Below are 24,919 nucleotides of genomic sequence, written 5' to 3' on the forward strand. Positions count from 1 at the left end.
GCCTGACTAGACCGAAAAGCGCGCCACCAGCTTGTTCAGGTCAACGGCCAGTTGCGAGAGTTCGTTGCTGGCAATCGAGGTCTGGCTTGCCGCCGACGAACTCTGCACGGAAAGGTCACGAATGCTCACCAGATTCTCATCGACGGATCGGGCAACTTGCGCCTGTTGTTCGGAGGCGGTGGCGATCAGCATGTTTCGTTCGTTGATGTCGGAGATCGCCGTCGTAATCTGCTTGATCGCGGCCCCGGCTTCATGGGCAATCAACAAGGTAGATCCGGCTTCGGAGCTGCTTTGCTGCATGGACTGCACCGCGCGGGTGGAGTCTTTCTGGATGCCCTGAATCATCTGCTCGATTTCCTGGGTCGACGACTGGGTGCGATGCGCCAGGGCACGCACCTCATCGGCGACCACGGCGAAGCCGCGACCTTGCTCGCCGGCCCGTGCGGCTTCGATGGCAGCGTTCAACGCCAGCAGGTTGGTCTGCTCGGCAATCGAGCGAATCACGTCCAGCACCTTGGCAATGTTTTGCGCCTGATTGGCCAGGCCTTCGACTTCGACACCGGTTTGCGTGACTGTCGCGCTCAGTTTCTCCAGCGACGCGATGGTTTGGCCGACACGTTCCTGACCGGTGCGCGCGGAACGCTCCGATTCCTGGGTTGAGTGCGAGGCGGACACGGCATTGCGCGCAACTTCTTCAACCGCAGCGGTCATCTCGTTGACCGCTGCCGCCGCTTGCTCGGTTTCCATGGTTTGGCGCTGAATGCCAGCCGTGGACTCCTTGGTGATCGAACTCATTTCCTCGGCGGCCGACGCCAGTTGTCCGGATGAATCGGAGATATGCTGGATGGTCCCTTTAAGGCTGGCGAGCATGGCGGCTGTCGCGTTTTGCAGTTCGGTTATTTCGTCTGCGCCATTGACGGCAACGGGGGTGCGCAAGTCGCCGCTGGCGATTTTCTGCGTACTGCCCAACAGTGCCAGGATTGGCCGGCTGATGCTGCGGGTGAAGGTGATGGCCACCAGTATCGTAATAATGATCGTGATCACACTTAAGGCGATGACGAAAGTCTGGCCATTCTTGAAGCTGGTGTCGGAAGTTTCACCCGACTTGATAGCGCCTTTGGCGTTCAGCTCTATCAACTCTGCAAGGGAGGCCTGCAAGGCAACCGCCTGGGGCTTGGTGGTTTCTTGAATGAATACCGCCATTTCCTGATAAGTCTGGGTTTTGCTCAGCGTCATGAGCTCATCGATTTTGGATTGGAACGCCGTGACGTCGGCCGCTACTTTGTTGAATAGATTTTGCTCCTCAGGACTGGAAACGAGTGGTTTGTAGGCCTCGACGTTCTGGCTCAGTGTCGATCTCAGCAGTCCGATCTTTTTCAGCGACGCCTCACCGAGTCGCTTGTCGTCCATCACAAAACGGCGGGCATCCAGCCGATAAAGAAGCGCGGCAGTTTCAATTTTGCCGACGGCCTGAACACTGGGTAACCAGTTACCCTGCAGCTCGGTGGCCGAGTTATGGACACCCTTGAGTTCATAAAGAACCGTGCCGGCCAGTGTCATGAGCAGCAGGCAGATTACGCCGAAGCTGATTAATGCCCTGGTGGTGAGCCTGATAGTTCTTATTATCATGATTAAATTCCTTAGGCGGCAGGTGCGGTATTCAAGTTCGGTGGGCGGTTGGAATCCAGCTTAAGCGGTGTGGTGTGAAAAATACGATTGCTGACAACAGATTCATCCAATAATCAAACTTTCTCCCAAATATTAGAGGGCAGTATTGACTTAAGTCGTGCTTTCCAGAGTCATCGACTGAGAGGGATGAAACTTTAGCGCAAGGGTCAATCGAGTTGTTAAGCTTGCTAAGTATTAATTCATCAATCGATTGTAATTAAAGCGCTGTTAATTGAATGTCAATCAGTGGCATTAAGTTCTGAATTCCTGAAAACCAACGCTTTAAGCCCGCCCTCGACTTGCGCGTCGGGGAACTCGGGCGGGTTTTCCAGGCGCTGTTCGAAGCGCAGCCCGGGCGCCTCGATGGCGGTGTGATGAATAAGAAAATCAGATCCCAGGCTTGGATCGTTCATACAGGCCAGCACGTGTCCGTTGGGCAACAGAAGTTCCGGCAGGCGGCGCAGGACCTTTTGATAATCCTTGTCCAGCAGAAAGCTGCCGCGCTGGAAGGACGGTGGGTCGATGATGATCAAGTCATACGGCCCGGCGCGCTTGACCTTGCCCCAGGATTTGAACAACTCGTGACCCAGGAAACTCACCCGGCTTAAATCATGTTCGTTGAGTCGATGATTGTCGCGCCCGCGGCTCAAGGCGGCCTTGGCCATGTCCAGATTGACCACATGCTCGGCGCCGCCAGCAATGGCCGCCACCGAGAAGCCACAGGTGTAGGCAAACAGATTCAACACGCGCTTGCCTTGGGCCTGGGCCCGAACCCAGTCCCGGCCATAGCGCATGTCCAGGAACAACCCGCAATTTTGCTTCTTGCCCAGATCAACCTTGAAACGCAGGCCGTTTTCACTGATCAGCCATTCCTCAACCTGTTCACCCAACAGCCACTGGGTCGGACTTTCCGGCAGATAGCGGTGTTGCAGCAGCAGCGTGTGCGCCTGGCTGCGCTGCCATTGCGCGCTGTGGGTCAGCTCTTCAAGCAGCACGGTCAGCGCTTGCAGCTCGGTGGGTTCTGGCTCGCGGAACAACGATACCAGCAGCACGCCTTGCAGCCAATCGGCAGTCAGATGCTCCAGCCCCGGCCACATTCGCCCGCGCCCGTGAAACAGACGCCGTGTCTCGTTCGGCGCGGTATCGAGTGCGTGGAGCAGATGTTGCTTGAGGGTGGCAAGTGCTTCGGAGTTCATGGCGGCGATCAAGATGGAAAGGCGCGCATGTTAAACGTTCTGGCTGGAGGGCGCGCGGGCATCAGGTGCCAATGATATACAGGCACACCGAAAGGGTGACCAGCGAACCGAGGGTCGACACCAGGATCGTGCTCGACACCAGCGAGGCTTCGCGTTTGTAATATTCGGCGAGCATGAACGGCCCGGTGCCGGTGGGCAATGCGCTGAGCAGCAGGGCGGCATTGGCCCAGAGCCGGGGCACGTCGAACACATGGAACACCAGAACCCAGGTCAGCAACGGATGGGCCACCAGTTTGATCAACACCAGCTGTGACGTGCCGTGACGTGGGCCTTGCTGTTTTTCGGCGAGGAACAGGCCCAGGGAAATCAACGCGCAGGGAGTGGTCGCAGCGCCAAGCAAACTGAGGAATTTTTCCAGTGCGCCCGGCAGCGGTGCGCCATGCCATGCCCAGAGCGCGCCGAGCAGCGGCGAGACCACCAAAGGGTTTTTTGCCAGGGCCAAAAACACTTTCAGGGCGATGCGGTGGGGTTTGCGTTCAGTTTGCAGACCGATCTCGATGCAGACCAGCGCGAGGGCGAACAACACGCAGACCACCAGCAGCGAGGCGATCAGCGCCGGTTCCAGGCCGCCTTGACCCAGCACCATCACGCACAGTGGAATGCCGATATAGCCGGTGTTGGCATACGATGCACCCAGTGCGTCGATGCTGGCGTCCACCAGATTGGCGGACTTGCGCCAGCGCAGCAGCAAGGTAAACGCGAACACCGCCAGCGTGCTGATAATGAACGCGAGGACGAAGCCGGGGTGCCAGATCTGCTCCCAGGTGGCAGTGGCCGTTACGCTGAACAGCAGCGCAGGCAGGCACAGCCAAACCACCATTCGGTTGATCTCCGAAGCCGCGTCCGGCCCCAGGCGGTTGGTGCGCCGACAGACGAAACCCACGAGTATCAGGGCGAAAATCGGCAGCAATACGTTGAGTACGGATGACATCCAGACTTTGCCTGTGGAGCGCGAACAAGCAGGCAAGGTTAGGGATGAAAATCGATAGCGTCCAATCTATTTTCTCGACGCGGGCGTCAGGTAGAGCGGTTTCCTGCTATCGGATGATGGTGGGTTGAGGGTCTATGTAGGAGCGAACTTGTTCGCGAAGCGACGAGCTACGTGGGTGGAGCGGGGGTGAATCGAGTGGCAGCAACAACATTTTCAGTGTTGCGTAGTGAGGTTTCGCCCTGACGGTCGAGTCCTTTTGTTACGCCAAAAGGACGAAACCATCTGCGCTGACGTCCGGCCCGACTTCGTCGGGTTCCCTCGCTCCGGTGCCGTGGTGTGGGTACGCGCCGACGCGCCATCCCTGGCGCAACGGCGCTCGACCGGCATCCATGCCGGTCGCCCCACACCACGACACCTGCGCTCGGCCTCCCGACGCGCGTTTGGTGGCGTCTGCCAGATCGAGGCACGGAAGAGCGAGAATCAAACGCCGGAGCGATTTTCCATGTTGGTCTCAAACCTGTTGGAGCGAGCGGGCGGAGCTCCAACAGATTCGTCGGCCAGATCCGTTTGAAGCATGGGCTCTGTTAACATTGCGGGCTTGATCTCAAGAGGTGCATGTATGAGCGAGCCGATTCGTCTGACCCAGTACAGCCATGGCGCAGGTTGCGGCTGCAAGATCTCCCCGCAGGTGCTGGAAGTGATTCTGGCGGGCAGTGGCGCGCAGAACCTGGACCCCAAACTGTGGGTCGGCAACGCGTCACGGGACGATGCGGCGGTCTATGCCATTGATGAAGAGCGCGGCGTGGTGTCCACCACCGACTTTTTCATGCCCATCGTCGATGATCCCTACGATTTCGGGCGTATCGCTGCCACCAACGCGATCAGCGATATCTACGCCATGGGCGGCGACCCGCTGATGGCCATTGCGATTCTTGGCTGGCCAGTCAATCTGCTGGCCCCGGAAATCGCCCGGGAAGTGATCCGTGGCGGTCGCGCCGTGTGCGACGCCGCCGGTATTCCATTGGCTGGCGGGCATTCGATTGATGCGCCGGAGCCGATCTTCGGTCTGGCGGTAACCGGGCTGGTGGAAAAACGCTACATGAAGCGCAACGACACCGCGACCGAAGGCTGCAAGCTGTACCTGACCAAACCCTTGGGCATCGGCATCCTCACCACCGCCGAAAAAAAAGGCCTGTTGCGCGCCGAAGATCAGGGCGTGGCGCGGGACATGATGTGCACCCTCAATAAGCCGGGCAGTCGTTTCGGCAAGCTCGAAGGCGTCACGGCCATGACCGACGTCACCGGTTTCGGCCTGCTCGGCCATCTGGTGGAGATGGCGGATGGCAGCCAACTGACCGCACGCCTGGATTACGCCGCCGTGCCGCGTCTGGCCAGCGTGGATTTCTATCTTCAGCAAGGCTGTGTCCCTGGCGGCACGTTGCGTAACTTCGACAGTTACGGCGAGCGCATCAATGCCTTGAGCGAAGCGCAGAAAATGCTCTTGTGCGACCCGCAAACCAGTGGCGGCCTGTTGGTCGCGGTTGAACCTCAGGCGCAGGCAGCCTTCCTGGCACTGGCCTGGGAACTGGGGCTGGATCTGGCGGTGATCGGCGAGTTTGTCGCTCGACAGAGTCACGCGGTCGAGGTGTTCTGATGCGCGACAACAGCACCGACTTCCGCGAACTGTTTCTGACCGATGCCCCGCTCATGGATGTGCGCGCCCCGGTGGAATTCGAAAAGGGTGCGTTTGCGCAGAGCATCAATCTGCCGTTGATGAACGACCTTGAGCGTGAACAGGTCGGCACGTGCTACAAACAGAAGGGCCAGCAGGCCGCTATTGAGCTGGGCCATCGGCTGGTGTCCGGCCAGACCAAACAGGAACGTATCGACGCCTGGAGCGAGTTTGCCCGCTCGCACCCGCAAGGTTTTCTGTATTGCTTTCGGGGCGGCCTGCGTTCGCAGCTCACCCAGCAATGGCTGAAAAACGAAGCCGGCATCGAGTATCCGCGTGTCATTGGCGGCTACAAGGCGCTGCGTACCTACCTGATGGAAACCACCGACGCCGCTGTGTCCGAGTGCGATTTCGTTCTGATTGGCGGTTTGACGGGTTCGGGTAAAACTCAGGTCCTGACGCAGTTGGACAATGCGCTGGACCTTGAAGGCCATGCCAATCATCGCGGTTCGAGTTTCGGCAAACACGCGACGCCACAGCCGGCGCAGATCAGTTTCGAGAACGCCCTGGCGGTCGACATCCTCAAGAAGCGAGCAGCGGGTGTGAATCAGTTCGTGCTGGAAGACGAAGGCCGTGTGGTGGGCAGTCGCGCCATTCCGCTGGGGCTGTTTCGCGGTATGCAGGAATACCCGCTGGTGTGGCTGGAAGAGAGCTTCGAGCTGCGGGTCGAGCGGATTCTCACCGATTACGTGGTTGATCTGTGTGCCGAGTACAGTCAGGTGCATGGTGTAGAGCAAGGTTTCAGCGTGTTCGCTGCGCGCTTGCGCGAAAGTCTGGCGAGTATCGTCAAACGTCTGGGTGGTGAGCGTTATCAGCGTCTGGCGGCGATCATGGACAGCGCCTTGGTCGAACAGGAAAAGTCTGGCGGCGTGGACGAGCATCGTGGCTGGATTGCCGGGCTGCTTGGCGAATACTACGACCCGATGTACGCCTATCAGCGCGACAGCAAAGGGCCGCGTATCGAATTTGCCGGCGATCACGGCGCGGTCTTGGAGTACTTGCAAGAGCGCCGCGACCGGGCTGCCTGAATCCCAGGCAGCAACGGCTTATAGCAGGATCATCGCCAGCAGGCCGCTGATGACGCCGACCAGTGTAGTCAGCAGCGCAACAGTTACCAGCACGTGGGTATCGAAGGATTTCCGCAGCATCAGCAGGGACGGCAGGCTCACGCTGGGCAAGGTCATCAGCAGTGCCACTGCCGGACCGGTGCCCAGACCCAGGGTCAGCATGGTCTGCACGATAGGGATTTCCGCTGCCGTAGGGATCACGAACAGCATGCCGACGAACGCCAGCACCACCAGCCAGATGAAACTGTTGCCGATGGACGCATCGATGTGCGGGAACAGCCAGACCCGCGCCGCGCCCAGGATCAGCACCGCCAGCACGTAAATCGGGATGGTGCTCCAGAACAGCTGCCACAGCGTACGGCCCCAGCGGCTGAAAAAACTATGCTGATCGACTTCGTTGGCGCTGACAGCGGCTTCCATCGCTTGCTCGGGAATCACTTCAGGCCGCGAGATTCGCTGGGCGATCATCGCCACACCGACCACCAGAATCAGCCCGGCCACCAGGCGCAATGCGGTGAACTCCCAACCCAGCACGAAGCCCATGAACACCAATGTCGCGGGGTTGAGCACGGGATTGGCGATCCAGAATGCCAGGGCCGCACCCACCGATACCTGCTGACGGCGCATGCCGGCAGCGACCGGCGCGGCGCAACAGCTGCACATCATGCCCGGCAGGGCGAACAGTCCGCCACGCAGCGTTGAACCCAGACCGGCGCGCCCAAACAGGCGCAGCAACCAGTCACGCGGGATCAGCACTTGCAGCAGCGAACCGAGGATGACCGCCAGCACGGCGGCTTTCCAGATCGCCAGGAAATACACCTTGGCGTAGGCCAGCGCAGCAGCAATCGGCGAAGTCAGCTGATCATTGATGATCGAAGCGCCAATGCTGTGACTGTCGGCGGCGACGAAGGACTTCAGGTAATAGGGCGACCACTTGACGTAGTACAGCCCTATGACCGCAACGGCGAGAAACAACAGGGGTTTCCACCAGAACGACCAGCCGCGGGTTGGGGAGGTCGTGGACAGACTGGGCATTGAGCGAGTTCCGGGCATTAGAATGATGGCGCATCATAACCCGGCTGCTCGAAATGAATCGGCTCGGTTGCCTGAACGGTCCGAGCCAGAGAGCTTTGCGCTTACGGTTTCGGCTGATTGGCCGTCCAGTAAGCTTCGATCTGCTTGACCAGCGACTCAGGCAATGGCGCGAAATCCAGTGCAGTGGCTTGTGGCTGACCGTCTTTGAGTGCCCATTTGAAGAAGTCCTGCGCCGCCGCATGACGCGTGGCGTTTGCCGCCTGCTTGGGCATGACGATGAACGTTGTGGCCGTGATCGGGTACGCGTTTTCGCCCTCGGCATCGACCATCAGCAGGTTGAAATCCTGAGCCTGGGACCAGTCAGCGGCCGCCGCTGCGGCCTGAAAGCTACCCAGATTAGGTGCGACGTAATTGCCGGCCTTGTTTTGCACCAGCCCGTAATTGAGTTTCTGCTGTTTGCTGTAGGCATATTCGATATAGCTGATGGAGTAGGGCATCTGTTTCACATAGCTGGCGACGCCTTCGCTGCCCTTGGCGCCCAGGCCTACAGGCCATTTCACGGATGCGCCATTGCCGATACTGGCTTTCCATTGCGGGCTGATGCGGGACAAGTAGTTCACCCAGTTATAGCTGGTGCCGGAGTTGTCCGAACGGTACACCACGGTGATCGGTTTTTTCGGCAGCGTGGCGGTGGGGTTCAGCGCGGCGATGGCCGGGTCGTTCCAATGGTTGATCTTGCCCATGAAAATATCGGCGAGCACCGCGCCGCTGAACTTCAGTGAGCCGGGCGCGATGGACGGCAGATTCATGACCGGCACGATCCCGCCAGTCACCAGCGGAAACTGGAGCATGCCAAGGCTGGCGAGCTCGGCTGATGCCAGCGGCATGTCACTGGCCCCGAAATCAACGTTGGCGGCCTTGACCTGAGCAATTCCCGCCCCTGAACCGATGGACTGATAGTTGACCCGCACGCCGGTCTTGCGGTTGTACTCGTCCGCCCATTTGGAAAGCACCGGAAATACAAAAGTCGAGCCTGCACCGACAATCTCGTCGGCGGCCTCTACGCGGTTGCCGACCCCGAAACTGAGGCTCAGCCCCAGGCAGATCGTTAGCAGTGTTTTGGAGAGGGTTTTCGATAGCGTTTTCGAAGCTATTGTCGAAAAGACGGGCATGCGCAGACTCCGAACTCAGATTGAGGGCAGTAATTTGCGCCTAGTTAAACCACGCTTTAGTGGCTATTTGATTACAGTTGCTCGCTTGAGCGCGTGATCGGGCCAACCGTCGGTCCGGGGGAATAATCCATTGCGGTATCGATCACGCCGGTAAGAACTCGGTCACATTCATGCTTTACCGTGAAGCTCTCCGTCACGTTGTGTCGGCCAGCAGTCAACTGGCGGGCTGCGATGGTCTGGTCTGCCTTTTTGCCTGGCTTTCTCATGCGTTTCGAGTGTTTGCCATGACAGTCATAGAACCTGATTTCAATGTGTTGGACGACCGCAAGATCCAGGCTGCCCTCAGACGCCTGTCATTTCTGCGGGTCAAGATGGAGGCCGCCGCTCGCGCGCCCATCGAAACCATGCACCTGCACCCCAGCTACATCGAAAGTGCACGTAACTTGCTGAGTTATCTGGCCCTGCGTCGCCACGACATCCGCCCCTTGCAGCATCAACTGGCCGAATTGGGGCTTTCCTCTCTTGGGCGCTGTGAAGCCAATGCGCTGGCCTCGGTGGATCGCGTCATCGAAGTGCTGCAGCGGTTGACCCCAGGCTCGGCGCAAGCGGGCGAACGTGGCACGGTGTTGGGCGAGATCGGCGAGCATTTGCTGATGGCCCATGCCGACGCGCTGTTCGGCGGACCAGGGCCTGAGCGCGGCGTGCGGATCATGGTGACCATGCCCAGCGAAGCCGCGACTGAGCCACAGCTGGTACGCGATCTGCTGAAGGCAGGTATGGACTGCCAGCGAATCAATTGCGCCCATGATGATCAGGCTACCTGGCTGGCCATGATCGAAAACGCCCGCAGCGCCGCCGACAACTCCGGGAAAAGCTGTCAGGTCATGATGGATCTGGTCGGTCCCAAGCTGCGCACCGGGCAAATCCTGCCTGGCCCCGCAGTCCTGCGTATCCGGCCCACCAAGGATCTGTTCGGGCGCACCACGACGCCGGCCAGGGTCTGGCTTGGTTGCAGCGACGATCCGCATCCCGATTCAGCGTTTGCCCTGCGCTTGCCCGGCAAATGGCTGACGCAACTGGTGGTCGACGATGAGTTGGTATTCAGCGACGCCCGCGACTCCCGGCGCAGCCTGCAAGTGGTTGAGGTGGCCGAGGAGGGTTGCTGGGTCGAGCTGCGCAAAACCGCTTACATGATCCCTGGCATGGCGCTGAGCCTGAAAAAGGCCAAAGGGCGCAAAAAATCGGCACGGATAATCAACGTTCCGCTGCAGGAGCAGAGCATCGTCTTGCATGAGGGCGATGTGCTGATGCTGACCGCTGATCTGGACAGCGGCCATCCGGCTGTTCGTGATGTCGAGAGCAAAGTGCTGACGCCCGCCAGCATCGGCTGCACCTTGCCCAGTGTTTTCCAGGATGTACGCCCCGGCGAGGTCATCTGGTTCGACGACGGCAAGATCGGCGGCAGGATTCAGTCCGTCGACGATCAGGCCCTGTATGTTCGGATCACTCATGCGCCCGGCGGTGCCAGGCTCAAGAGCGACAAGGGCATCAATTTGCCCGAAAGCGAACTCAAGCTGGATGCCTTGTCCCCGGACGATATCGCCGCGCTGGAGTTCGCCGCCAGGCATGCGGACGTGGTCGAAATGTCCTTCGTCAACAGCCCGGATGACGTCAAATCGCTGTTCACTCACTTGCGGCGGCTCAATGCCGAGCATCTGGGGGTGGTGTTGAAAATCGAAACCCGCCAGGGCTTTGAAAACCTCGCCGCGCTGTTGATGGCCGGGATGCACAGCCCACGTCTTGGCGTGATGATTGCGCGGGGCGATCTCGCTGTGGAAAACGGTTTTGAACGCACTGCCGAACTGCAGGAAGAGATCCTCTGCATCTGCGAGGCCGCGCATGTACCGGTGATCTGGGCTACCCAGGTGCTCGAAACCCTGGCCAAGACCGGTGCCGCGACTCGCGCAGAAATAACCGACGCCGCAATGGGCGTGCGCGCCGAGTGCGTGATGCTCAATAAAGGGCCGCACATCCTCGACGCCATCGGAACACTGGACGACCTGCTGTTACGTATGCAGGCCCATCGCAGCAAAAAACGCGATCTGTTGCGCAAGCTGCGGATCGCCGATCAAACCGTGCAAATCAAGAGGACATCAGCATGACAATGCAGATTGAAAAAGCCGCTTTTGGCAGCGATTGGCTGGTAGTGATCAACGACTATGAGGTGACGTTCCGCAGCATGGAGGACGCTGTGGCGTTCGCGCATCGGCTCAAGGAAAGGATCGATGCGCCTCACGTGCTGCCGGCCGGGAAGTGAGCCTGGCTTAACGTGGCATGTACCGGCGCTGCCAGCGGTGGGGGATTTTCAGCGACATCAGCCCGATCAATGCCGCCAGCGCACCGCTGACCAGCATCGCGTTGAGGCCCAGGTGTTGCTCCAATACCGCGCCGATGACGGCGCCGATGAACATGCCGGTCCATGGCACCAGCTGCACGCGCCAGCCATCGCGGCGTTCACCGAGCATCCAGCGGCCGAAGCCGCGACCAAAGCGCGACAGCGCACCGGTCACGTAGGTCAGTCCCACCGGCAGGCCATTCACTTGCTCCACGGCAGCATTGAGCATGCCCATCGCCAGAATGGCGGCCACCACCGTCATGATTTGCGAATCCAGGGGCCAGGCAGCTGCGGCACATAACAGCATGCCGATGCACAGCAGCAGGGGCAGGGCGCGGCGGCCGCCAAGCCGGGCAACGACAATCCCCAAGGCATTGCCCAGTACGAAAGTGGTGATTGCCAGCAGCAGTCTGGCCGACGTACCGATATCGGCATCGCTGATAGCCACTGCCAGTCGCGTGGTGTTACCGCTCATGAACGAGACGAAATCGCCGGTGGCCATGAAGCCGATGGCGTCGGTCATCCCCGCGAGTACCGAAAGACTGGCCGCCAGCGAAAGCCCCACGCGGCCGCGCCACTTCTGCATGTGCAAGTGGGCAGGCTTGAGGGTGCGCTTGGCGGACGTGGGAAGCATCGGCAGTTCTCTGCGTTGACCGGCGAATCAGGAGCGAGCCGTTAGACTGTAAACGGTGTACTGGATTACAGCGCCTTGTTACGCACGATGCGCTTGGCCTTGACTTCATCGGCGTATGCCTTGAGCTGATCGGCGTCGCCGTACAGTCGATTGACCAGTTGCAGAACCGCAGTAACGTCAACTTCAGACATTTGTTCGGCGAGCTTGAGTATCTCATTGGCCGTGCTTTCAAGATTGGCGGCCGTGCCTTTCAGATGGCGCTTGAGTTCCTGGGTGGATTTGTTCAGGGCCATACCCTATTCCTTTTATAAATACTGGCGATCTAAGCCGCGAAAGCATGGCTTCTTCTGCGGGAACAAGCAATCTGAAAACCGATCTGGAGCCTCAAGCGTTTGGCGCTCAATCGTCACGGGTCAAGACTTCCAGTAGTTCGATCTCAAACAGCAAATTCGAGCCGGGTTTGATGTGTGCGCCCATTTGCCGATCACCGTAAGCCAGGTGAGCCGGAACGAATAACTTGCGCACGCCACCGACCTTCATGCCTATTAAACCGATGTCCCAACCTTTTATCACCCGGCCTGTGCCGATAACGCACTGGAAGGGTTTGCCTCGCTCATAAGACGAGTCGAACGTCGTGCCGTCTTCAAGTAAGCCGTTGTACTGGGTGGTGATCAAGGCGCCCTTGACCACTTCTTTGCCGTCACCCTCGCGGATATCGGTAATCAGCAATTCATTGTTCATGGCGACGCTCTGGAAACCTGTAAGGAGGGTGGCTTTTTTCTCAGGAAATCCGGCCGCCTGCAATCATTTTCGACGCACCTGGAGTCATTCGACGCTCAGCACCACGCGACCGTTCTCCGTCGTCTGCTCCAGATAGTGGTGAGCCTTGGCCGCCTGTTCGAGGCGAAACACCCGGTCGATATCCGCAACCAGACCTTGTTCGACCGTCAGTCGGTTGATCGCTTCCAGCGCAAGGCTCAAGGCCTCGGCGTTCTGCGCAATCTCGAATTCGGGCTTACCGGTGAAGTTACACAGGCAATGGACGAAGAAACGCATGTTTTTCTTGAAGGCTTCGATGGCCGGGAACGGCGTGCGGTTACCGCCGCGCAGGCCGAACAGCACCAGGCTGCCGCGTGGTGCCAGCACGTCACCGAGCAATGACATCTGTGGCCCGCCCACGCCGTCAAAGATGGCGTGCACGCCCTGGCCATCGGTCAGCTTGTGGATGCGCATGCCTAAATCCTGTTCGTCGGTGACAATGACGTGAGCCGCGCCTCGGTCCAGCAGGTATTGCTTGTCCTCGGCATCCTGGGTCGACGCAATGACCTTGAGCCCCAGCGCCTTGCCCAGCTGTACGAACGCGATATTCGGGCTCAGGGCCGCTTCGGTGACCAGCACGGTCTGCCCCGGCTGGACGCGTGCCAGCTCGTGGAAAGCAAACCAGGCCAGCAGGAACGGCGTGTAGTGGACACTGGCCTGTTTCGGCGAGAGCTGTTCGGGGTAACGGGTCAGGGCTGCGCGCGGCAACAGGATCGTGTCCCCGTAAACCGGATAATCATTGATGTCGCTGGCCTGGAAGCTGGCGACGCGATCACCGACGCGCAGGTCGTCGACCCGTTCGCCGACGGCTTCGACAATACCGGCCATTTCGCTGCCCAAACCTGCAGGCAAGCGGGTTTCGCACAGGCCCAGGCCCTGGCGGCGCATCACGTCGTCCCAGCTCACGCCGATGGCCTGAACCCGGATCAACACTTCGTTGGCGGCAGGTGGCCGTTGAGTAACTTCCTCGCACTTGAGCACGTCGGCTGAACCGAAGTGATGGAAGCGGATGGCGCGAGACATGTGAACCTCTTGGTAAGTGAACATGCGTCGACTCTATCCGCCCCTTGGTGAGCGCACTATTGACGTTGATTGATATCGGTCATGCCTGCTGTCAATCTTCGTAACGATTTTGACGAGCCGCCTGTTCATTCAGATAAAGGAAAACAAGATGACTGAGAGCACCACGTTGAGGGTTGCGCTGATTACCGGCGCGGGAAGCGGAATCGGTCGCGCGGTGGCGTTGGGGTTGCTGGAAGATGGCTTCAGCCTGGTGTTGGCCGGACGGCGCCAGGAGCCCCTGGATGAACTGGTGGACATCGCCACCCGCGCGGGCGGCAGCGCCATTGCGGTGTCCACCGACGTCCGTGATCCATCGAGCGTCGATGCCTTGTTCAGCAGGATCGAAGCGGTGTATGGCCGACTGGACGTGGTCTTCAACAATGCCGGGGTTGGTGCCCAGGCGATACCGGTGGACGAACTGGCGGTCGAGCAGTGGCTGAACGTAATCAACACCAACGTGACCGGGGTTTACCTGTGCGCGCGTGCTGCGTTCGGCTTGATGCGCAAGCAGACGCCGCAAGGTGGCCGGATCATCAACAATGGTTCGATTTCCGCCCACACGCCACGGCCGTTCAGTTCGCCTTATACCGCGAGCAAACATGCGGTGTCGGGGCTGACTAAAACCCTGGCCCTGGACGGCCGCGAGTTCAATATCGCCTGCAGCCAGATCGACATTGGCAATGCCTTGACCGAGCTGTCGGCACGCATGACCGTCGGTGTCCGCCAGGCCAACGGGCAAACTGCAGTCGAGCCGATGATGGATGTCAAACACGTGGCCGATGCCGTGCGTTACATGGCGGGCTTGCCGCTTTCTACCAACGTGCTGAACATGACGGTCATGGCCACCAACATGCCGTTCGTGGGCCGGGGTTGAGCGCCAGCTTTAAAGGTTCTGGCTGCTGACGATCATGGCCTGGGCGATGTTCTCTTTCTGCTGCTCGGTGAAACCGTCCCAGACGTTGACCTTGGCGTAGTAACCCAGGCCAGCCAGCGTGTACAGGCTCAAGGTGAAGACGATGAAGATCGAAACGAAGGTCCAGCGGCCGCCGTCGCTGTCATCACGGGACGAGAAGTTCTGTGAGTAATTGTCGTCGCCGTTACGCGAAACCGCGCTGGAAGCCAGACGTTTGAACCATTGGAACAGGTGAACTACTACAAGACGCAGCATGGGGATTAGCCTCAAGGTTGAAAAAACTGGAATCTGGCGCGACGCTGCACCAGGTTCGAAAGCTGTGTTTCAGGCTTCACAACGCAGGTTGTCGAATGCCGGAAACGAAAAAAGCCCGTCTATGACGGGCTTTCTTTTTATGATTCGGGTCAAGTCGCCGAGGTTCGAATTCGCTGACAGTTTCTGTCATTGATGTTCGTTTCCGCATCCGCTTGCCGGTATGGAAACATTTTAGAACAAATCATTTTTCGCAGCTAGGGCTGACTTGCAGTCATCAGACAACTGGTGCCCTGAAGGCGTGTGGCATTTTGTCGCGCGGGAGCAGCCCTGCTGAATGTTGTGGGAGCGGACTTGTCCGCGAATGGGGTATTTCAGACGCTGAAGAAACATCGCCTGAAACGACCCTTTCCCGGATAAATCCGGTCCTACAGTTTTGGACGCCTCACTCATTGGGTTCATCAGTGTTGATGTATTTCGGCACCTTGGCCAATGGCAGGCGGCGGGCCTGCTCCACGCTGATGCCTGGCCGGTTCGGCAGCGGATCGAGTTTTTGCGGCTGACCCGTTTCCAGGCAACGTTCGATGGCCGCCAGTACCCGCACGTCGCGCCAGCCTTCGTCGCCATCAGGTTCGGGCTCACGATCCTGCAGGATGCAGTCCGAGAAATACTGGGTTTCCCCGCCAAACTGATCCACCACCGGATGAGCGTGCTCCTGGGTCTTGCCATCGATAATCGAGCGATAGCTGATTGCCACGCCTTCACCGAAACCGAAGCACGGCGAAGCCTCGAATTCACCTTCGGTGCCGATCAACTGAAAGCGCTGGGTGCCGGGCAGGCTGTAGCTGACGGTGAACTGCGCCAGGCGTTCTTCCGGGAAGCGCAGGGTTACCGACACCGTATCCGGTGTGTTGATTTCCCGACCCGGCGTATGAATCGCCACAGCGTGTACTTCCACAGGTTCAGCGTCGAACAGATTGCGCACGGCATTGATCGGGTAGGGGCCCATATCCGCCGCAGGTCCGGCCCAGAAACCGCTTTGCATACGATGATTGGAAGGTTTGGTGGTCTGCGCGAAAGTCGAAGTAAACAGGCGAGGTTCGCCGATTTCCCCGGCTCGGACACGGCTGATCATCTCGACCGTGCCTGGCTCGAAGTGCAGACGATAGGCAATCATCAGCTTGGCGCCCGAGCGCTTGGCGGCTTCGGTGATCGCCAGGCAGTCTTCCTCGCTGGTGGCCATGGGCTTTTCCAGCAGGACATGAATCCCGGCTGCCAACGCTGGAACAGCGAACTCACGGTGGCGGAAATTGGGTGTCGCCAGATAGATGGCGTCGATTTCACCTGACTTGAGCAGGGTGTCAAATTCGTCGTAGTGATAGCTTTTCAGGTCATAGAGTTCGGCCAGTTCATCAGCCTTGACTGGGTCGCCGGTCACCAGCGCGGTCATCACCGAATTGTCGGTCTGATCGACGCCGGGCATGAAGGCGCCTTGCGATATCCAGCCTCCGGCTACAACTGCGTAACGGATTTTTCCCTGTGCATCTGGCATTGATGAGGTCTCCAGAATCGCCCGGCGGGTTGCCCGGCGCTTATACAGTCGGCACGTGTCACGCCTGGAAGTTCAAATCAATTGACTCATGGTGACGGTTCTTGAGGCATTGCCGGGCAGGCCTGAGACGTTGCGTCTCAGCGAGCCCGTTGATTGCAGCGTCGCTCGACCTGGTCCGAAAGATCTCTCATACAAGGTGTTCTATTCCATGAAAAGAGGAGACCGCTATGAGTATCAACGGAAAAGTCGCACTGGTAACCGGTGCCGGCCAGGGCATTGGCAGGGCCATCGCCTTGCGTCTTGCTCGTGATGGCGCCGATGTCGCGCTGGTTGACATCAATGCGACCAAGATCAATCAGGTTGCTGGAGAAATCGCCGAGTTGGGGCGCAAAGCCACGGTGTTCGTCGCGGACGTTTCGCAGCTGGATCAAGTGGTCGCCGCCGTTGAACATACGTACAGCACGCTTGGTGGCTTCGACATCATTGTCAACAACGCGGGTGTGGCTCAGGTCGAGTCTCTGCTGGAGGTGACACCCGAACAAGTCGACCGAACTTTTCGGATCAATGTGCAGGGCGTGCTGTGGGGAATCCAGGCTGCGGGCAAGAAGTTCAAGTCCCTGGGACAGCGCGGCAAGATCATCAACGCGTGTTCCATCGCGGGTCATGAAGGCTTTGCGTTGCTGGGTGTGTACTCCGCGACCAAGTTCGCGGTACGGGCCTTGACCCAGGCGGCCGCGAAAGAGCTGGCGAGCGATGGCATCACCGTCAACGCCTATTGCCCTGGCGTGGTGGGCACCGATATGTGGGTCGAGATTGACCAGCGCATGGCCGACATCACCGGTGCCGAGGTCGGCGCCACGTACAAGAAATACGTGGGCGGCATCGCTTTGGGTCGCGCAGAAACCCCGGATGACGTCGCGGGTTTCGTTTCCTACCTGGCCAGTCCCGATGCGGACTACATGACCGGCCAGGCACCGCTGATCGATGGCGGCATGGTGTATCGCTAGAGGCTGCGAGCCTCGATTGACTGATTGCGATGCTGCATACGCGGCATCTCGATCCCGTGTTGATTCACGCGGCGGTACAGCGTAGCCCGGGAGATGCCCAGGGCCTGGGCGGTTTCCCGTGGTTGCCAGCGATGACGAATCAATGCGTCCAGCAACAGCTGCCGCTGCGGACTGATCGCCCCCTGGGGATGCTGAGCAGTCGGGGATGTCTCGTCGCGCAGCTCCGGCGGCAAGTCGCTGACCTGGATCGTCGCGCCATCGCATACGGCGCACGCATAGCGCAGCACGTGACGCAGCTGGCGGATATTGCCCGGCCAGCCATGGCTGAGCAGCCGCTCCAGCGTCGCCGCGCTCAAGCCAACGGGTAGGCTGGCGTTCTGGTTTTCCTCGGCGAGTAACTGGTTGATCAATGCCAGACGGTCGCTGCGCTCACGCAGCGGTGGCAGCTGGAAGCGCGCACCACCGAGACGGAAATACAAATCTTCGCGAAAGTCCGCGCTGCGCACCATGGCGCTGAGATCGCGGTGTGTGGCGCAGATCACCTGAATGTCCACGCGCTGGCGACGCGATGCGCCAAGGGGTGCGACCTCACCTTCGGCCAGCACGCGCAGCAACCGGGTTTGCAAGACCAGGGGCATGTCGCCGATTTCATCGAGGAACAACGTGCCACCGTCGGCTTGCAGCAACAGCCCCTTCATGCCCTTGCTGGACGCACCGGTAAATGCGCCGGGGGTATAGCCGAACAATTCGCTTTCGATCAGGCTTTCGGGGATCGCTGCGCAGTTCAGGGCAATGAACGGCCCGTTTTTGCGCGCGCTATGATCGTGCACCTGACGGGCGAAGACATCCTTGCCGGTGCCGGTTTCGCCCTGAATCAGGATCGGCAGGTCACGATCCTTGACGCGTACCGCCAGACGCAGGTTATCCACCATGCGCGGGTCCGGCTGGTTGTGATCGTCGGCCTCGCACGTCAATGTCCGGGTTCTGGGTCGGATACGTGGCGCACTGACGCGAACCTGAAGGGCTCCCGCGCCAGCCTGCCAGTTCAGCACCTGCGGCGCTTGATCGACGGCATTGCGCAACGCGTCAAGGTCGAACACTTCACTGATGTGCTCGGGTAACCGCCCAAAGCGCAGCCGCAGGGCCTGACGCGCCTTGCTGTTGATACCGTGCAGGCGGCCGTCACGATCCCAGGCCAATAGCAGGTCCGGCTGGCTGTCGACATAACCCTGAGTACTGTGCGCCTGCAGGACCCAGTGACCCTGGGCGCTGTGCATGAAGAACGCGTTCTCGATGGACCGTGCACTGAGCGCGACCATTTGCCGAATCAGATGCTGGCTGCGGCGGTCATCGGGGGATTGCACGGCGGACGCATCGACAACGCCGAGCAGTTCACCCTGCGGATCGAAAACCGGTGCGGCCGAGCAGGTCAGGCCAATGAAGGCCGCGCGGAAGTGGTCGCGTTTATGCACCGTCACCGGCGCCTTGCTGGTCAGTACCGTGGCCACGCCGCAGGTGCCTTCTTCCGCTTCTGACCAGCAGGTGCCCAGATACAGTCCGGCTTTGCGGCAATCGCTGCGAATCCCGGGATCGACTCGATGGTCAATGGTCTGGCCCAGGGCATCGGTGAGCAGCACGCAATAATCGGCATGCCGCACCCGGGCATGCAACTGAGCGACTTCTTCGCTGGCCACCCGCAGAAACAGATCAGCCCGTTCGCGACATTCCTTGAGCAGGGTAGTGGAGAGAATACGCGGGCCCTGAAGCGAGCCGGGGTCAAGATGGTGTTGCTCCAGGGAGCGCTGCCAGGAATCGAAAATCAGCGGTGGCACCGGCACCTGGGGAAGGCGGCCTGCGTTTTTGACCATGCGACTGACGCAGTCGACATGGGCTCTGGAGTTCGCGGCGAGCATAGGGCCTCCGGTTCTCGATCATTGTTGTTATAGCGGCTATTAGGCGCTCAACCCCTGGCTGCGACAAGTCGACAGTTCTGCCGCCCATCGCTGAGACGCAGCGTCTCACGGTGATCCCGATAACGAGGATACGCCGAGATGCAGCGTCTCATCCTGATCGGTCAAGCGTTGCTTTGCAAAGTGGCAGGAAGGCTCTGGCACGGGCCTTTGCAAGCAAGTGTCACAGGTTGGCCCCGTGTTTGCTCCGCTCATAGCGCTGGAATCATCCGGCGTCCGAGTGTCGAGACAACCTGGAGAACAACAATATGTCCACTCACCTGTCCACCGATCAGTTGCTGCACGCCTATAAAGTGATGCGCACCATCCGGGATTTCGAAGAGCGTCTGCACGTCGAATTCGCCACCGGCGAGATTCCCGGCTTCGTGCATCTGTATGCAGGCGAAGAGGCCAGCGCGGCCGGGGTCATGGCCCATCTCAGCGACGATGACTGCATCGCCTCCAACCACCGTGGTCATGGCCATTGCATCGCCAAGGGCGTGGATGTGTACGGGATGATGGCGGAAATCTACGGCAAGAAAACCGGCGTCTGTGGCGGCAAGGGTGGCTCGATGCACATTGCCGATCTGGAGAAAGGCATGCTCGGGGCCAACGGTATCGTCGGAGCCGGCGCGCCCTTGGCCGCAGGCGCCGCCCTGGCTGCCAAGCTCAAAGGCACGCAAGGTGTTGCGGTGGCGTTCTTCGGTGATGGTGGATCCAACGAGGGCGCGGTGTTCGAGGCGATGAACCTGGCCTCGATCATGAACCTGCCGTGCATTTTCGTTGCGGAGAACAATGGTTACGCCGAAGCCACGGCGTCCAACTGGTCGGTCGCCTGCAAGGACATCGCCGACCGCGCCATCGGCTTCGGAATGCCTGGTGTCACGGTCGATGGGTTTGATTTCTTCGCGGTACATGCCGCAGCGGGCGCCGCCATCGAACGCGCCAGGGCCGGGCACGGGCCTTCCCTGGTGGAAGTGAAGCTGACCCGTTACTACGGCCATTTCGAAGGCGATGCCCAGACCTATCGCGGCCCCGACGAAGTCAAGAACCTGCGCGAAACCCATGATTGTCTTCAGCAGTTCAGCCAGCGCTGCATCGAGAACGGCTGGCTGGAACGGGCACAGCTGACGGTGATCGATCAGGAAATCGAGCAGTTGATCGAAGACGCGGTGCGCCTGGCCAAATCCGATCCAAAACCTCAACTGGCTGATCTGCTCAGTGATGTCTACGTGAGCTATCCGTGACCCGCTTTTGACCGTGCCTCCACGCACTTGAAAACAAAAACAAAAGGACAATGATCATGGCTAGAAAAATCACTTACCAGCAGGCAATCAACGAAGCCCTCGCTCAGGAAATGCGTCGCGATCCCAGCGTGTTTATTATTGGCGAAGACGTGGCTGGCGGCGCGGGCGCACCCGGCGAACAGGATGCCTGGGGCGGTGTGCTGGGGGTCACCAAAGGGTTGTATGCGCAGTTTCCCGGTCGGGTACTTGACGCGCCGTTGTCCGAGATAGGTTATGTCGGCGCGGCTGTCGGGGCGGCCACTCAGGGCATGCGTCCGGTATGCGAACTGATGTTTGTCGACTTCGCCGGGTGCTGCCTGGACCAGATTCTCAATCAAGCCGCCAAGTTTCGTTACATGTTCGGCGGCAAGGCCGTCACGCCGCTGGTGATCCGCACCATGGTGGGCGCCGGTTTGCGTGCCGCCGCGCAACATTCGCAGATGCTCACCTCGCTATGGACACATATCCCCGGTTTGAAAGTGGTCTGTCCGTCATCGCCCTACGATGCCAAGGGGTTGCTGATTCAGGCGATTCGCGACAATGATCCGGTGATTTTCTGCGAGCACAAAATGCTCTACGGCATGCAGGGCGAAGTGCCGGAAGAGCTCTACACCATCCCGTTTGGCGAGGCCAATTTCCTCCGTGAAGGCAATGACGTGACCCTGGTGACCTACGGACGCATGGTGCATCTGGCCATGGAAGCCGCGGCCAACCTGGCGCGCCAGGGTATCGATTGCGAAGTGCTGGATTTGCGCACCACCAGCCCCATGGACGAGGACAGCATCCTTGAAAGCGTGGAAAAGACCGGCCGGCTGGTGGTGATCGATGAGGCCAATCCGCGCTGCTCCATGGCCACCGATATCAGTGCCATGGTTGCGCAAAAAGCCTTTGATTCCCTCAAGGCACCCATCGAAATGGTCACCGCACCTCACACACCGGTGCCTTTTTCCGATGCGCTTGAAGACATGTACATCCCGAATGCCGCAAAAATTGAAGCTGCGGTACGCAAGATCAGCGAGAAGAGGAGCGCCGCATGAGCCAGATTCATACCCTGACCATGCCCAAGTGGGGGTTGTCCATGACCGAGGGCCGGGTCGACACCTGGCTCAAGCAGGAAGGTGACCGGGTCGAGAAGGGCGATGAGTTGCTCGATGTCGAAACCGACAAGATCTCCAGCAGTGTGGAAACGCCGTTCTCCGGTGTCCTCAAACGAGTATTGGCGCGTCCGGATGAGACCCTTTCGGTCGGGGCCCTCTTGGCGATCATCGTTGACGGTGAGGTCAGCGATGCCCAGATCGAGGAAGTCATCCAGCGTTTCCAGGCCGAGTTCGTGCCCGCCACCGATGCCGCCGAATCGTCAGGCCCGGCGGCGCAGAAAGTCGAGCTGGAGGGTCGAACCGTGCGCTACTTCGATCTGGGCGAGGGTGGTACGCCGTTGGTGCTGATCCATGGTTTCGGCGGCGATCTGAACAATTGGCTGTTCAATCACCAGGCCCTGGCTGCCGAGCGGCGGGTCATTGCCCTGGACTTGCCCGGGCATGGCGAGTCTGGCAAGAGCTTGCGTACCGGCGATCTGGATGAATTGAGCCATAGCGTGCTGGCACTGCTGGATCATCTGGATATCAACACGGCACATCTGGCCGGGCATTCCATGGGCGGCGCAGTGGCGCTGAACATCGCTCGACTGGCGCCTCAGCGTGTGGCGAGTCTGGTGCTGATTGCCAGTGCCGGTCTGGGCAGCGAGATCAACGGTGAATATTTGCAGGGGTTCATCGACGCCAGCAACCGCAACGCGCTCCGGCCACAGCTCATGAAGTTGTTCAGCGATCCTGGGTTGGTCAACCGACAAATGCTTGAAGATATGCTCAAATTCAAGCGCCTTGAGGGCGTTGATAGTGCCTTGCGGCAGCTCGTGGCTCAGCTGTTCCCGGATGCACGACAGGCTGCCGGGCTGCGCGCACAGGTCGAGCACAAGCCAAGCCTGGTGATCTGGGGCGCGGACGATGCAATTATCCCGGTCAGTCATGCCCAAGGGTTGGCGGCGCAGGTCGAAATCCTTCCGGCCCAGGGGCATATGGTGCAGATGGAAGCTGCCGAGCAGGTCAATCGCTTGATAGAGGGTTTTTTGAAAGACTTGTAAAAAAGTGCGGCCCCGGTGCGATGAGCGCCGGGGTGTTCACCTTGCTGACCGGTTCTGTCGGCCTTGATGCGGTGATGCAGGCGTATTGATGTCAATGTTTTGTAATACTTTCCCAAGTAAGAAAAATCCCGGCTCGTTGTAGGATCACGGCCCGTAATCAATTTCAGGATTGTATGAATACCGTTCAGGAGCCTCCCAGTCGCTCTGCTTTTGGCAACTTACGCCTTACTTCGAATTGCGCCCCGACGCGCGAATCACCTCTTGCGAACATCCTGTTCCAACCCTCGTCCCGGCTGATCTTTTTCATATCGTCCCAAGCGATTGAATGTCATGGACGTGCGCGATCATCCGACTTTTGCCTGCAAGTGAGCCAATAACCCATGGAATGGATAGTTGATCCTACGGCATGGCTCGGCCTGCTGACGCTGATCGTGCTGGAACTGGTGCTGGGCATCGATAACCTGGTGTTCATCGCGATCCTTGCCGACAAATTGCCGCCTGAACAGCGGGACAAGGCCCGCGTCATCGGCCTGTCTCTGGCGCTGATCATGCGTCTGGGCCTGTTGGCCAGTATTTCCTGGATGGTCACGCTGACCCAGCCGCTGTTCGAAGTCTTCGAGCACAGCTTTTCCGGGCGTGACCTGATCATGCTGTTCGGTGGCGTGTTCCTGCTGTTCAAGGCCACCATGGAATTGCATGAGCGCCTCGAAGGGCATGTCAGCGAGCGCACCAGTAACTCCACTTATGCGAAGTTCTGGCCCATCGTCGCGCAAATCGTGGTGCTCGATGCGGTGTTCTCCCTGGATGCGGTGATTACCGCCGTGGGCATGGTCGAGCATCTGGCAGTGATGATGATCGCCGTGATGATCTCCATCGGCCTGATGATCATCGCCAGCAAGCCGCTGACCCGCTTCGTCAATGCGCACCCGACCGTGATCATGCTGTGTCTGGGCTTTTTGATGATGATTGGTTTCAGCCTGACCGCCGAAGGCCTGGGGTTCCATATCCCCAAAGGCTATCTGTATGCGGCGATTGGCTTCTCGATCCTTATCGAGGTGTTCAACCAGGTCGCGCGTATGCGCCGTAAACGTTCGTTGCATGGCGTGCGGCCGATGCGCGAACGCACGGCCCATGCGGTCATGCGTTTGCTGGGCGGTCGCAAGCTGGATGCGGACGAGGTGGGCGAAGAAATCGCCGACATGCTTGAAGGCGAACAGACGGCAGCCGTGTTTGACCGCCGCGAGCGAGTGATGATCAGCGGCGTACTGCAACTGGCCGAGCGGCCGATTCGTGCCGTGATGACCCCGCGCGCCGAGGTCGATCACATCGATCTGGCGGACGATGCCGAGAAGATCAATCTGAAGTTGATGCATTCCTCGTATTCGCGCTTGCCGCTGATTCGCGACGGGCGCATCGACGAACCGTTGGGCTTTGTCCACAAGAAGGAGCTGTTCAAGGAGTTGCTGGTCGGCAATCAACCGAATCTCGAAAACCTGGCGCGCAAGGCGATCAATCTGCTGGACAGTTTCACGATCCTCAACGCCCTGGAGCAGATGCGCAAGGAGTCGACGCACATTGCGTTCGTGGTGAACGAGTTCGGCGATTTTATCGGTTTGCTGACCATGACTGACATTCTCGAATCCATTGCCGGTCAACTGCCGGACGCCAGCGAGATCGAAGGTCCGGACATCGTTGCGCAAGAGGGCGGCTTCCTGGTGTCCGGCGCACTGAACCTTAACCATGTACGCGAGCGAACCGGTTTTCAGGCCAGGGCCACCGAGGATTACCAAACCGTGGCTGGACTGGTAATGAGCCTGCTGGACCGCTTGCCGCGCACCGGTGACAAGCTCGATTGGGAGGGCTGGAACATGACCGTGGTCGGGGTTGAAGAGCGCCGGGTGACGAGGGTTGCCTTGCGCAAATCCGAGTAACCGCTCTGGCTCGGCCTTGTTGACGACGCAGCCGTGCGTCGTCGGCAATGGATCAGCCAGATTGATATTCAGTATGCGTAACGGTGGTTTTTCATCAGGTGCGCCAGCCATTAGATTT

22 protein-coding genes are annotated in these 24,919 nt (G+C 59.5%); 10 read left to right on the forward strand and 12 right to left on the reverse strand.

Annotation, left to right across the window (positions count from 1 at the left end; genetic code table 11):
- Positions 1-6: 6 nt before the first annotated feature.
- The 3 genes from CFII64_RS05980 to CFII64_RS05990 form a co-directional block, all read right to left on the reverse strand.
- The gene (locus CFII64_RS05980; protein ID WP_020289879.1) at positions 7-1,629 is read right to left on the reverse strand and encodes a methyl-accepting chemotaxis protein; all 1,623 of its coding nucleotides are present in this window, start codon (positions 1,627-1,629) and stop codon (positions 7-9) included.
- Positions 1,630-1,907: 278 nt separating this feature from the next.
- A complete protein-coding gene (locus CFII64_RS05985) occupies positions 1,908-2,864 on the reverse strand; it encodes a class I SAM-dependent methyltransferase (RefSeq protein WP_020289880.1) in 957 nt (318 codons plus the stop codon).
- 61 nt (positions 2,865-2,925) lie between these two features.
- Positions 2,926-3,855 carry an AEC family transporter gene (locus CFII64_RS05990; RefSeq protein WP_020289881.1) on the reverse strand — a complete coding sequence of 310 codons (930 nt, stop codon included), beginning with the start codon at positions 3,853-3,855 and terminating at the stop codon, positions 2,926-2,928.
- Positions 3,856-4,474: 619 nt separating this feature from the next.
- Here CFII64_RS05990 and selD point away from each other — a divergent pair.
- Positions 4,475-5,509 carry a selenide, water dikinase SelD gene (gene selD / locus CFII64_RS05995; protein ID WP_020289882.1) on the forward strand — a complete coding sequence of 345 codons (1,035 nt, stop codon included), beginning with the start codon at positions 4,475-4,477 and terminating at the stop codon, positions 5,507-5,509.
- The gene (gene mnmH, locus CFII64_RS06000; protein ID WP_020289883.1) at positions 5,509-6,615 is read left to right on the forward strand and encodes a tRNA 2-selenouridine(34) synthase MnmH; all 1,107 of its coding nucleotides are present in this window, start codon (positions 5,509-5,511) and stop codon (positions 6,613-6,615) included. Before selD ends, mnmH begins: the two co-directional genes overlap by 1 nt.
- An 18-nt stretch (positions 6,616-6,633) precedes the next feature.
- Here mnmH and CFII64_RS06005 read toward each other — a convergent pair whose 3' ends face one another.
- A complete protein-coding gene (locus tag CFII64_RS06005; protein WP_020289884.1) occupies positions 6,634-7,689 on the reverse strand; it encodes a permease in 1,056 nt (351 codons plus the stop codon).
- Positions 7,690-7,790: 101 nt separating this feature from the next.
- Positions 7,791-8,861: a phosphate ABC transporter substrate-binding protein PstS gene (pstS, locus tag CFII64_RS06010; protein WP_020289885.1), complete on the reverse strand. Its 1,071-nt coding sequence runs from the start codon at positions 8,859-8,861 to the stop codon at positions 7,791-7,793.
- Between the two features lie 284 nt (positions 8,862-9,145).
- Between pstS and CFII64_RS06015 the strand changes: the two genes are divergently transcribed.
- Both CFII64_RS06015 and CFII64_RS30015 read left to right on the forward strand, forming a co-directional pair.
- On the forward strand, positions 9,146-11,023 hold the full coding sequence (locus CFII64_RS06015; RefSeq protein ID WP_156883150.1) for a pyruvate kinase: 1,878 nt from the start codon (positions 9,146-9,148) through the stop codon (positions 11,021-11,023).
- On the forward strand, positions 11,020-11,178 hold the full coding sequence (locus CFII64_RS30015) for a hypothetical protein (protein ID WP_020289887.1): 159 nt from the start codon (positions 11,020-11,022) through the stop codon (positions 11,176-11,178). Before CFII64_RS06015 ends, CFII64_RS30015 begins: the two co-directional genes overlap by 4 nt.
- A gap of 7 nt (positions 11,179-11,185) precedes the next feature.
- Here CFII64_RS30015 and CFII64_RS06020 read toward each other — a convergent pair whose 3' ends face one another.
- The 4 genes from CFII64_RS06020 to CFII64_RS06035 form a co-directional block, all read right to left on the reverse strand.
- Positions 11,186-11,890, reverse strand: coding sequence for a YoaK family protein (locus CFII64_RS06020; RefSeq protein WP_020289888.1), 705 nt, complete (start codon positions 11,888-11,890; stop codon positions 11,186-11,188).
- Positions 11,891-11,955: 65 nt separating this feature from the next.
- Positions 11,956-12,183, reverse strand: coding sequence for a hypothetical protein (locus CFII64_RS06025; RefSeq protein WP_020289889.1), 228 nt, complete (start codon positions 12,181-12,183; stop codon positions 11,956-11,958).
- Between the two features lie 106 nt (positions 12,184-12,289).
- Complete coding sequence (locus tag CFII64_RS06030; RefSeq protein WP_020289890.1) at positions 12,290-12,631, reverse strand: FKBP-type peptidyl-prolyl cis-trans isomerase; 342 nt, start codon at positions 12,629-12,631, stop codon at positions 12,290-12,292.
- Between the two features lie 84 nt (positions 12,632-12,715).
- A complete protein-coding gene (locus tag CFII64_RS06035; RefSeq protein WP_020289891.1) occupies positions 12,716-13,732 on the reverse strand; it encodes a zinc-dependent alcohol dehydrogenase family protein in 1,017 nt (338 codons plus the stop codon).
- A gap of 148 nt (positions 13,733-13,880) precedes the next feature.
- Between CFII64_RS06035 and CFII64_RS06040 the strand changes: the two genes are divergently transcribed.
- The gene (locus tag CFII64_RS06040; protein ID WP_020289892.1) at positions 13,881-14,645 is read left to right on the forward strand and encodes an SDR family oxidoreductase; all 765 of its coding nucleotides are present in this window, start codon (positions 13,881-13,883) and stop codon (positions 14,643-14,645) included.
- Positions 14,646-14,654: 9 nt separating this feature from the next.
- Here CFII64_RS06040 and CFII64_RS06045 read toward each other — a convergent pair whose 3' ends face one another.
- Together CFII64_RS06045 and CFII64_RS06050 are read right to left on the reverse strand one after the other, a co-directional pair.
- Positions 14,655-14,939 (reverse strand): hypothetical protein, encoded by a 285-nt coding sequence (locus CFII64_RS06045; protein WP_020289893.1) that lies wholly within the window; start codon positions 14,937-14,939, stop codon positions 14,655-14,657.
- Between the two features lie 442 nt (positions 14,940-15,381).
- Positions 15,382-16,488, reverse strand: a complete 1,107-nt coding sequence (locus CFII64_RS06050) for a Gfo/Idh/MocA family protein (protein WP_020289894.1) — start codon at positions 16,486-16,488, stop codon at positions 15,382-15,384.
- Positions 16,489-16,715: 227 nt separating this feature from the next.
- Here CFII64_RS06050 and CFII64_RS06055 point away from each other — a divergent pair, with 227 nt between their 5' ends.
- A complete protein-coding gene (locus CFII64_RS06055; protein ID WP_020289895.1) occupies positions 16,716-17,495 on the forward strand; it encodes an acetoin reductase in 780 nt (259 codons plus the stop codon).
- Here the strand turns inward: CFII64_RS06055 and CFII64_RS06060 are convergent.
- On the reverse strand, positions 17,492-19,408 hold the full coding sequence (locus CFII64_RS06060; protein ID WP_020289896.1) for a sigma-54-dependent Fis family transcriptional regulator: 1,917 nt from the start codon (positions 19,406-19,408) through the stop codon (positions 17,492-17,494). The two genes, CFII64_RS06055 and CFII64_RS06060, sit on opposite strands and share 4 nt — an antisense overlap.
- A gap of 305 nt (positions 19,409-19,713) precedes the next feature.
- Between CFII64_RS06060 and CFII64_RS06065 the strand changes: the two genes are divergently transcribed.
- The 4 genes from CFII64_RS06065 to CFII64_RS06080 all read left to right on the forward strand — a co-directional run bounded on the left by CFII64_RS06065 (position 19,714) and on the right by CFII64_RS06080 (position 24,801).
- A complete protein-coding gene (locus CFII64_RS06065) occupies positions 19,714-20,691 on the forward strand; it encodes a thiamine pyrophosphate-dependent dehydrogenase E1 component subunit alpha (RefSeq protein WP_020289897.1) in 978 nt (325 codons plus the stop codon).
- 56 nt (positions 20,692-20,747) lie between these two features.
- Positions 20,748-21,767 (forward strand): alpha-ketoacid dehydrogenase subunit beta, encoded by a 1,020-nt coding sequence (locus CFII64_RS06070; RefSeq protein ID WP_020289898.1) that lies wholly within the window; start codon positions 20,748-20,750, stop codon positions 21,765-21,767.
- Positions 21,764-22,870: an acetoin dehydrogenase dihydrolipoyllysine-residue acetyltransferase subunit gene (locus tag CFII64_RS06075; protein WP_020289899.1), complete on the forward strand. Its 1,107-nt coding sequence runs from the start codon at positions 21,764-21,766 to the stop codon at positions 22,868-22,870. The genes CFII64_RS06070 and CFII64_RS06075 overlap by 4 nt, the downstream gene beginning before the upstream one ends.
- A 380-nt stretch (positions 22,871-23,250) precedes the next feature.
- Positions 23,251-24,801 (forward strand): TerC family protein, encoded by a 1,551-nt coding sequence (locus CFII64_RS06080; protein ID WP_020289900.1) that lies wholly within the window; start codon positions 23,251-23,253, stop codon positions 24,799-24,801.
- Positions 24,802-24,919: the final 118 nt, after the last annotated feature.

Source organism: Pseudomonas sp. CFII64, assembly GCF_000416235.1.
Taxonomy (GTDB): domain Bacteria; phylum Pseudomonadota; class Gammaproteobacteria; order Pseudomonadales; family Pseudomonadaceae; genus Aquipseudomonas.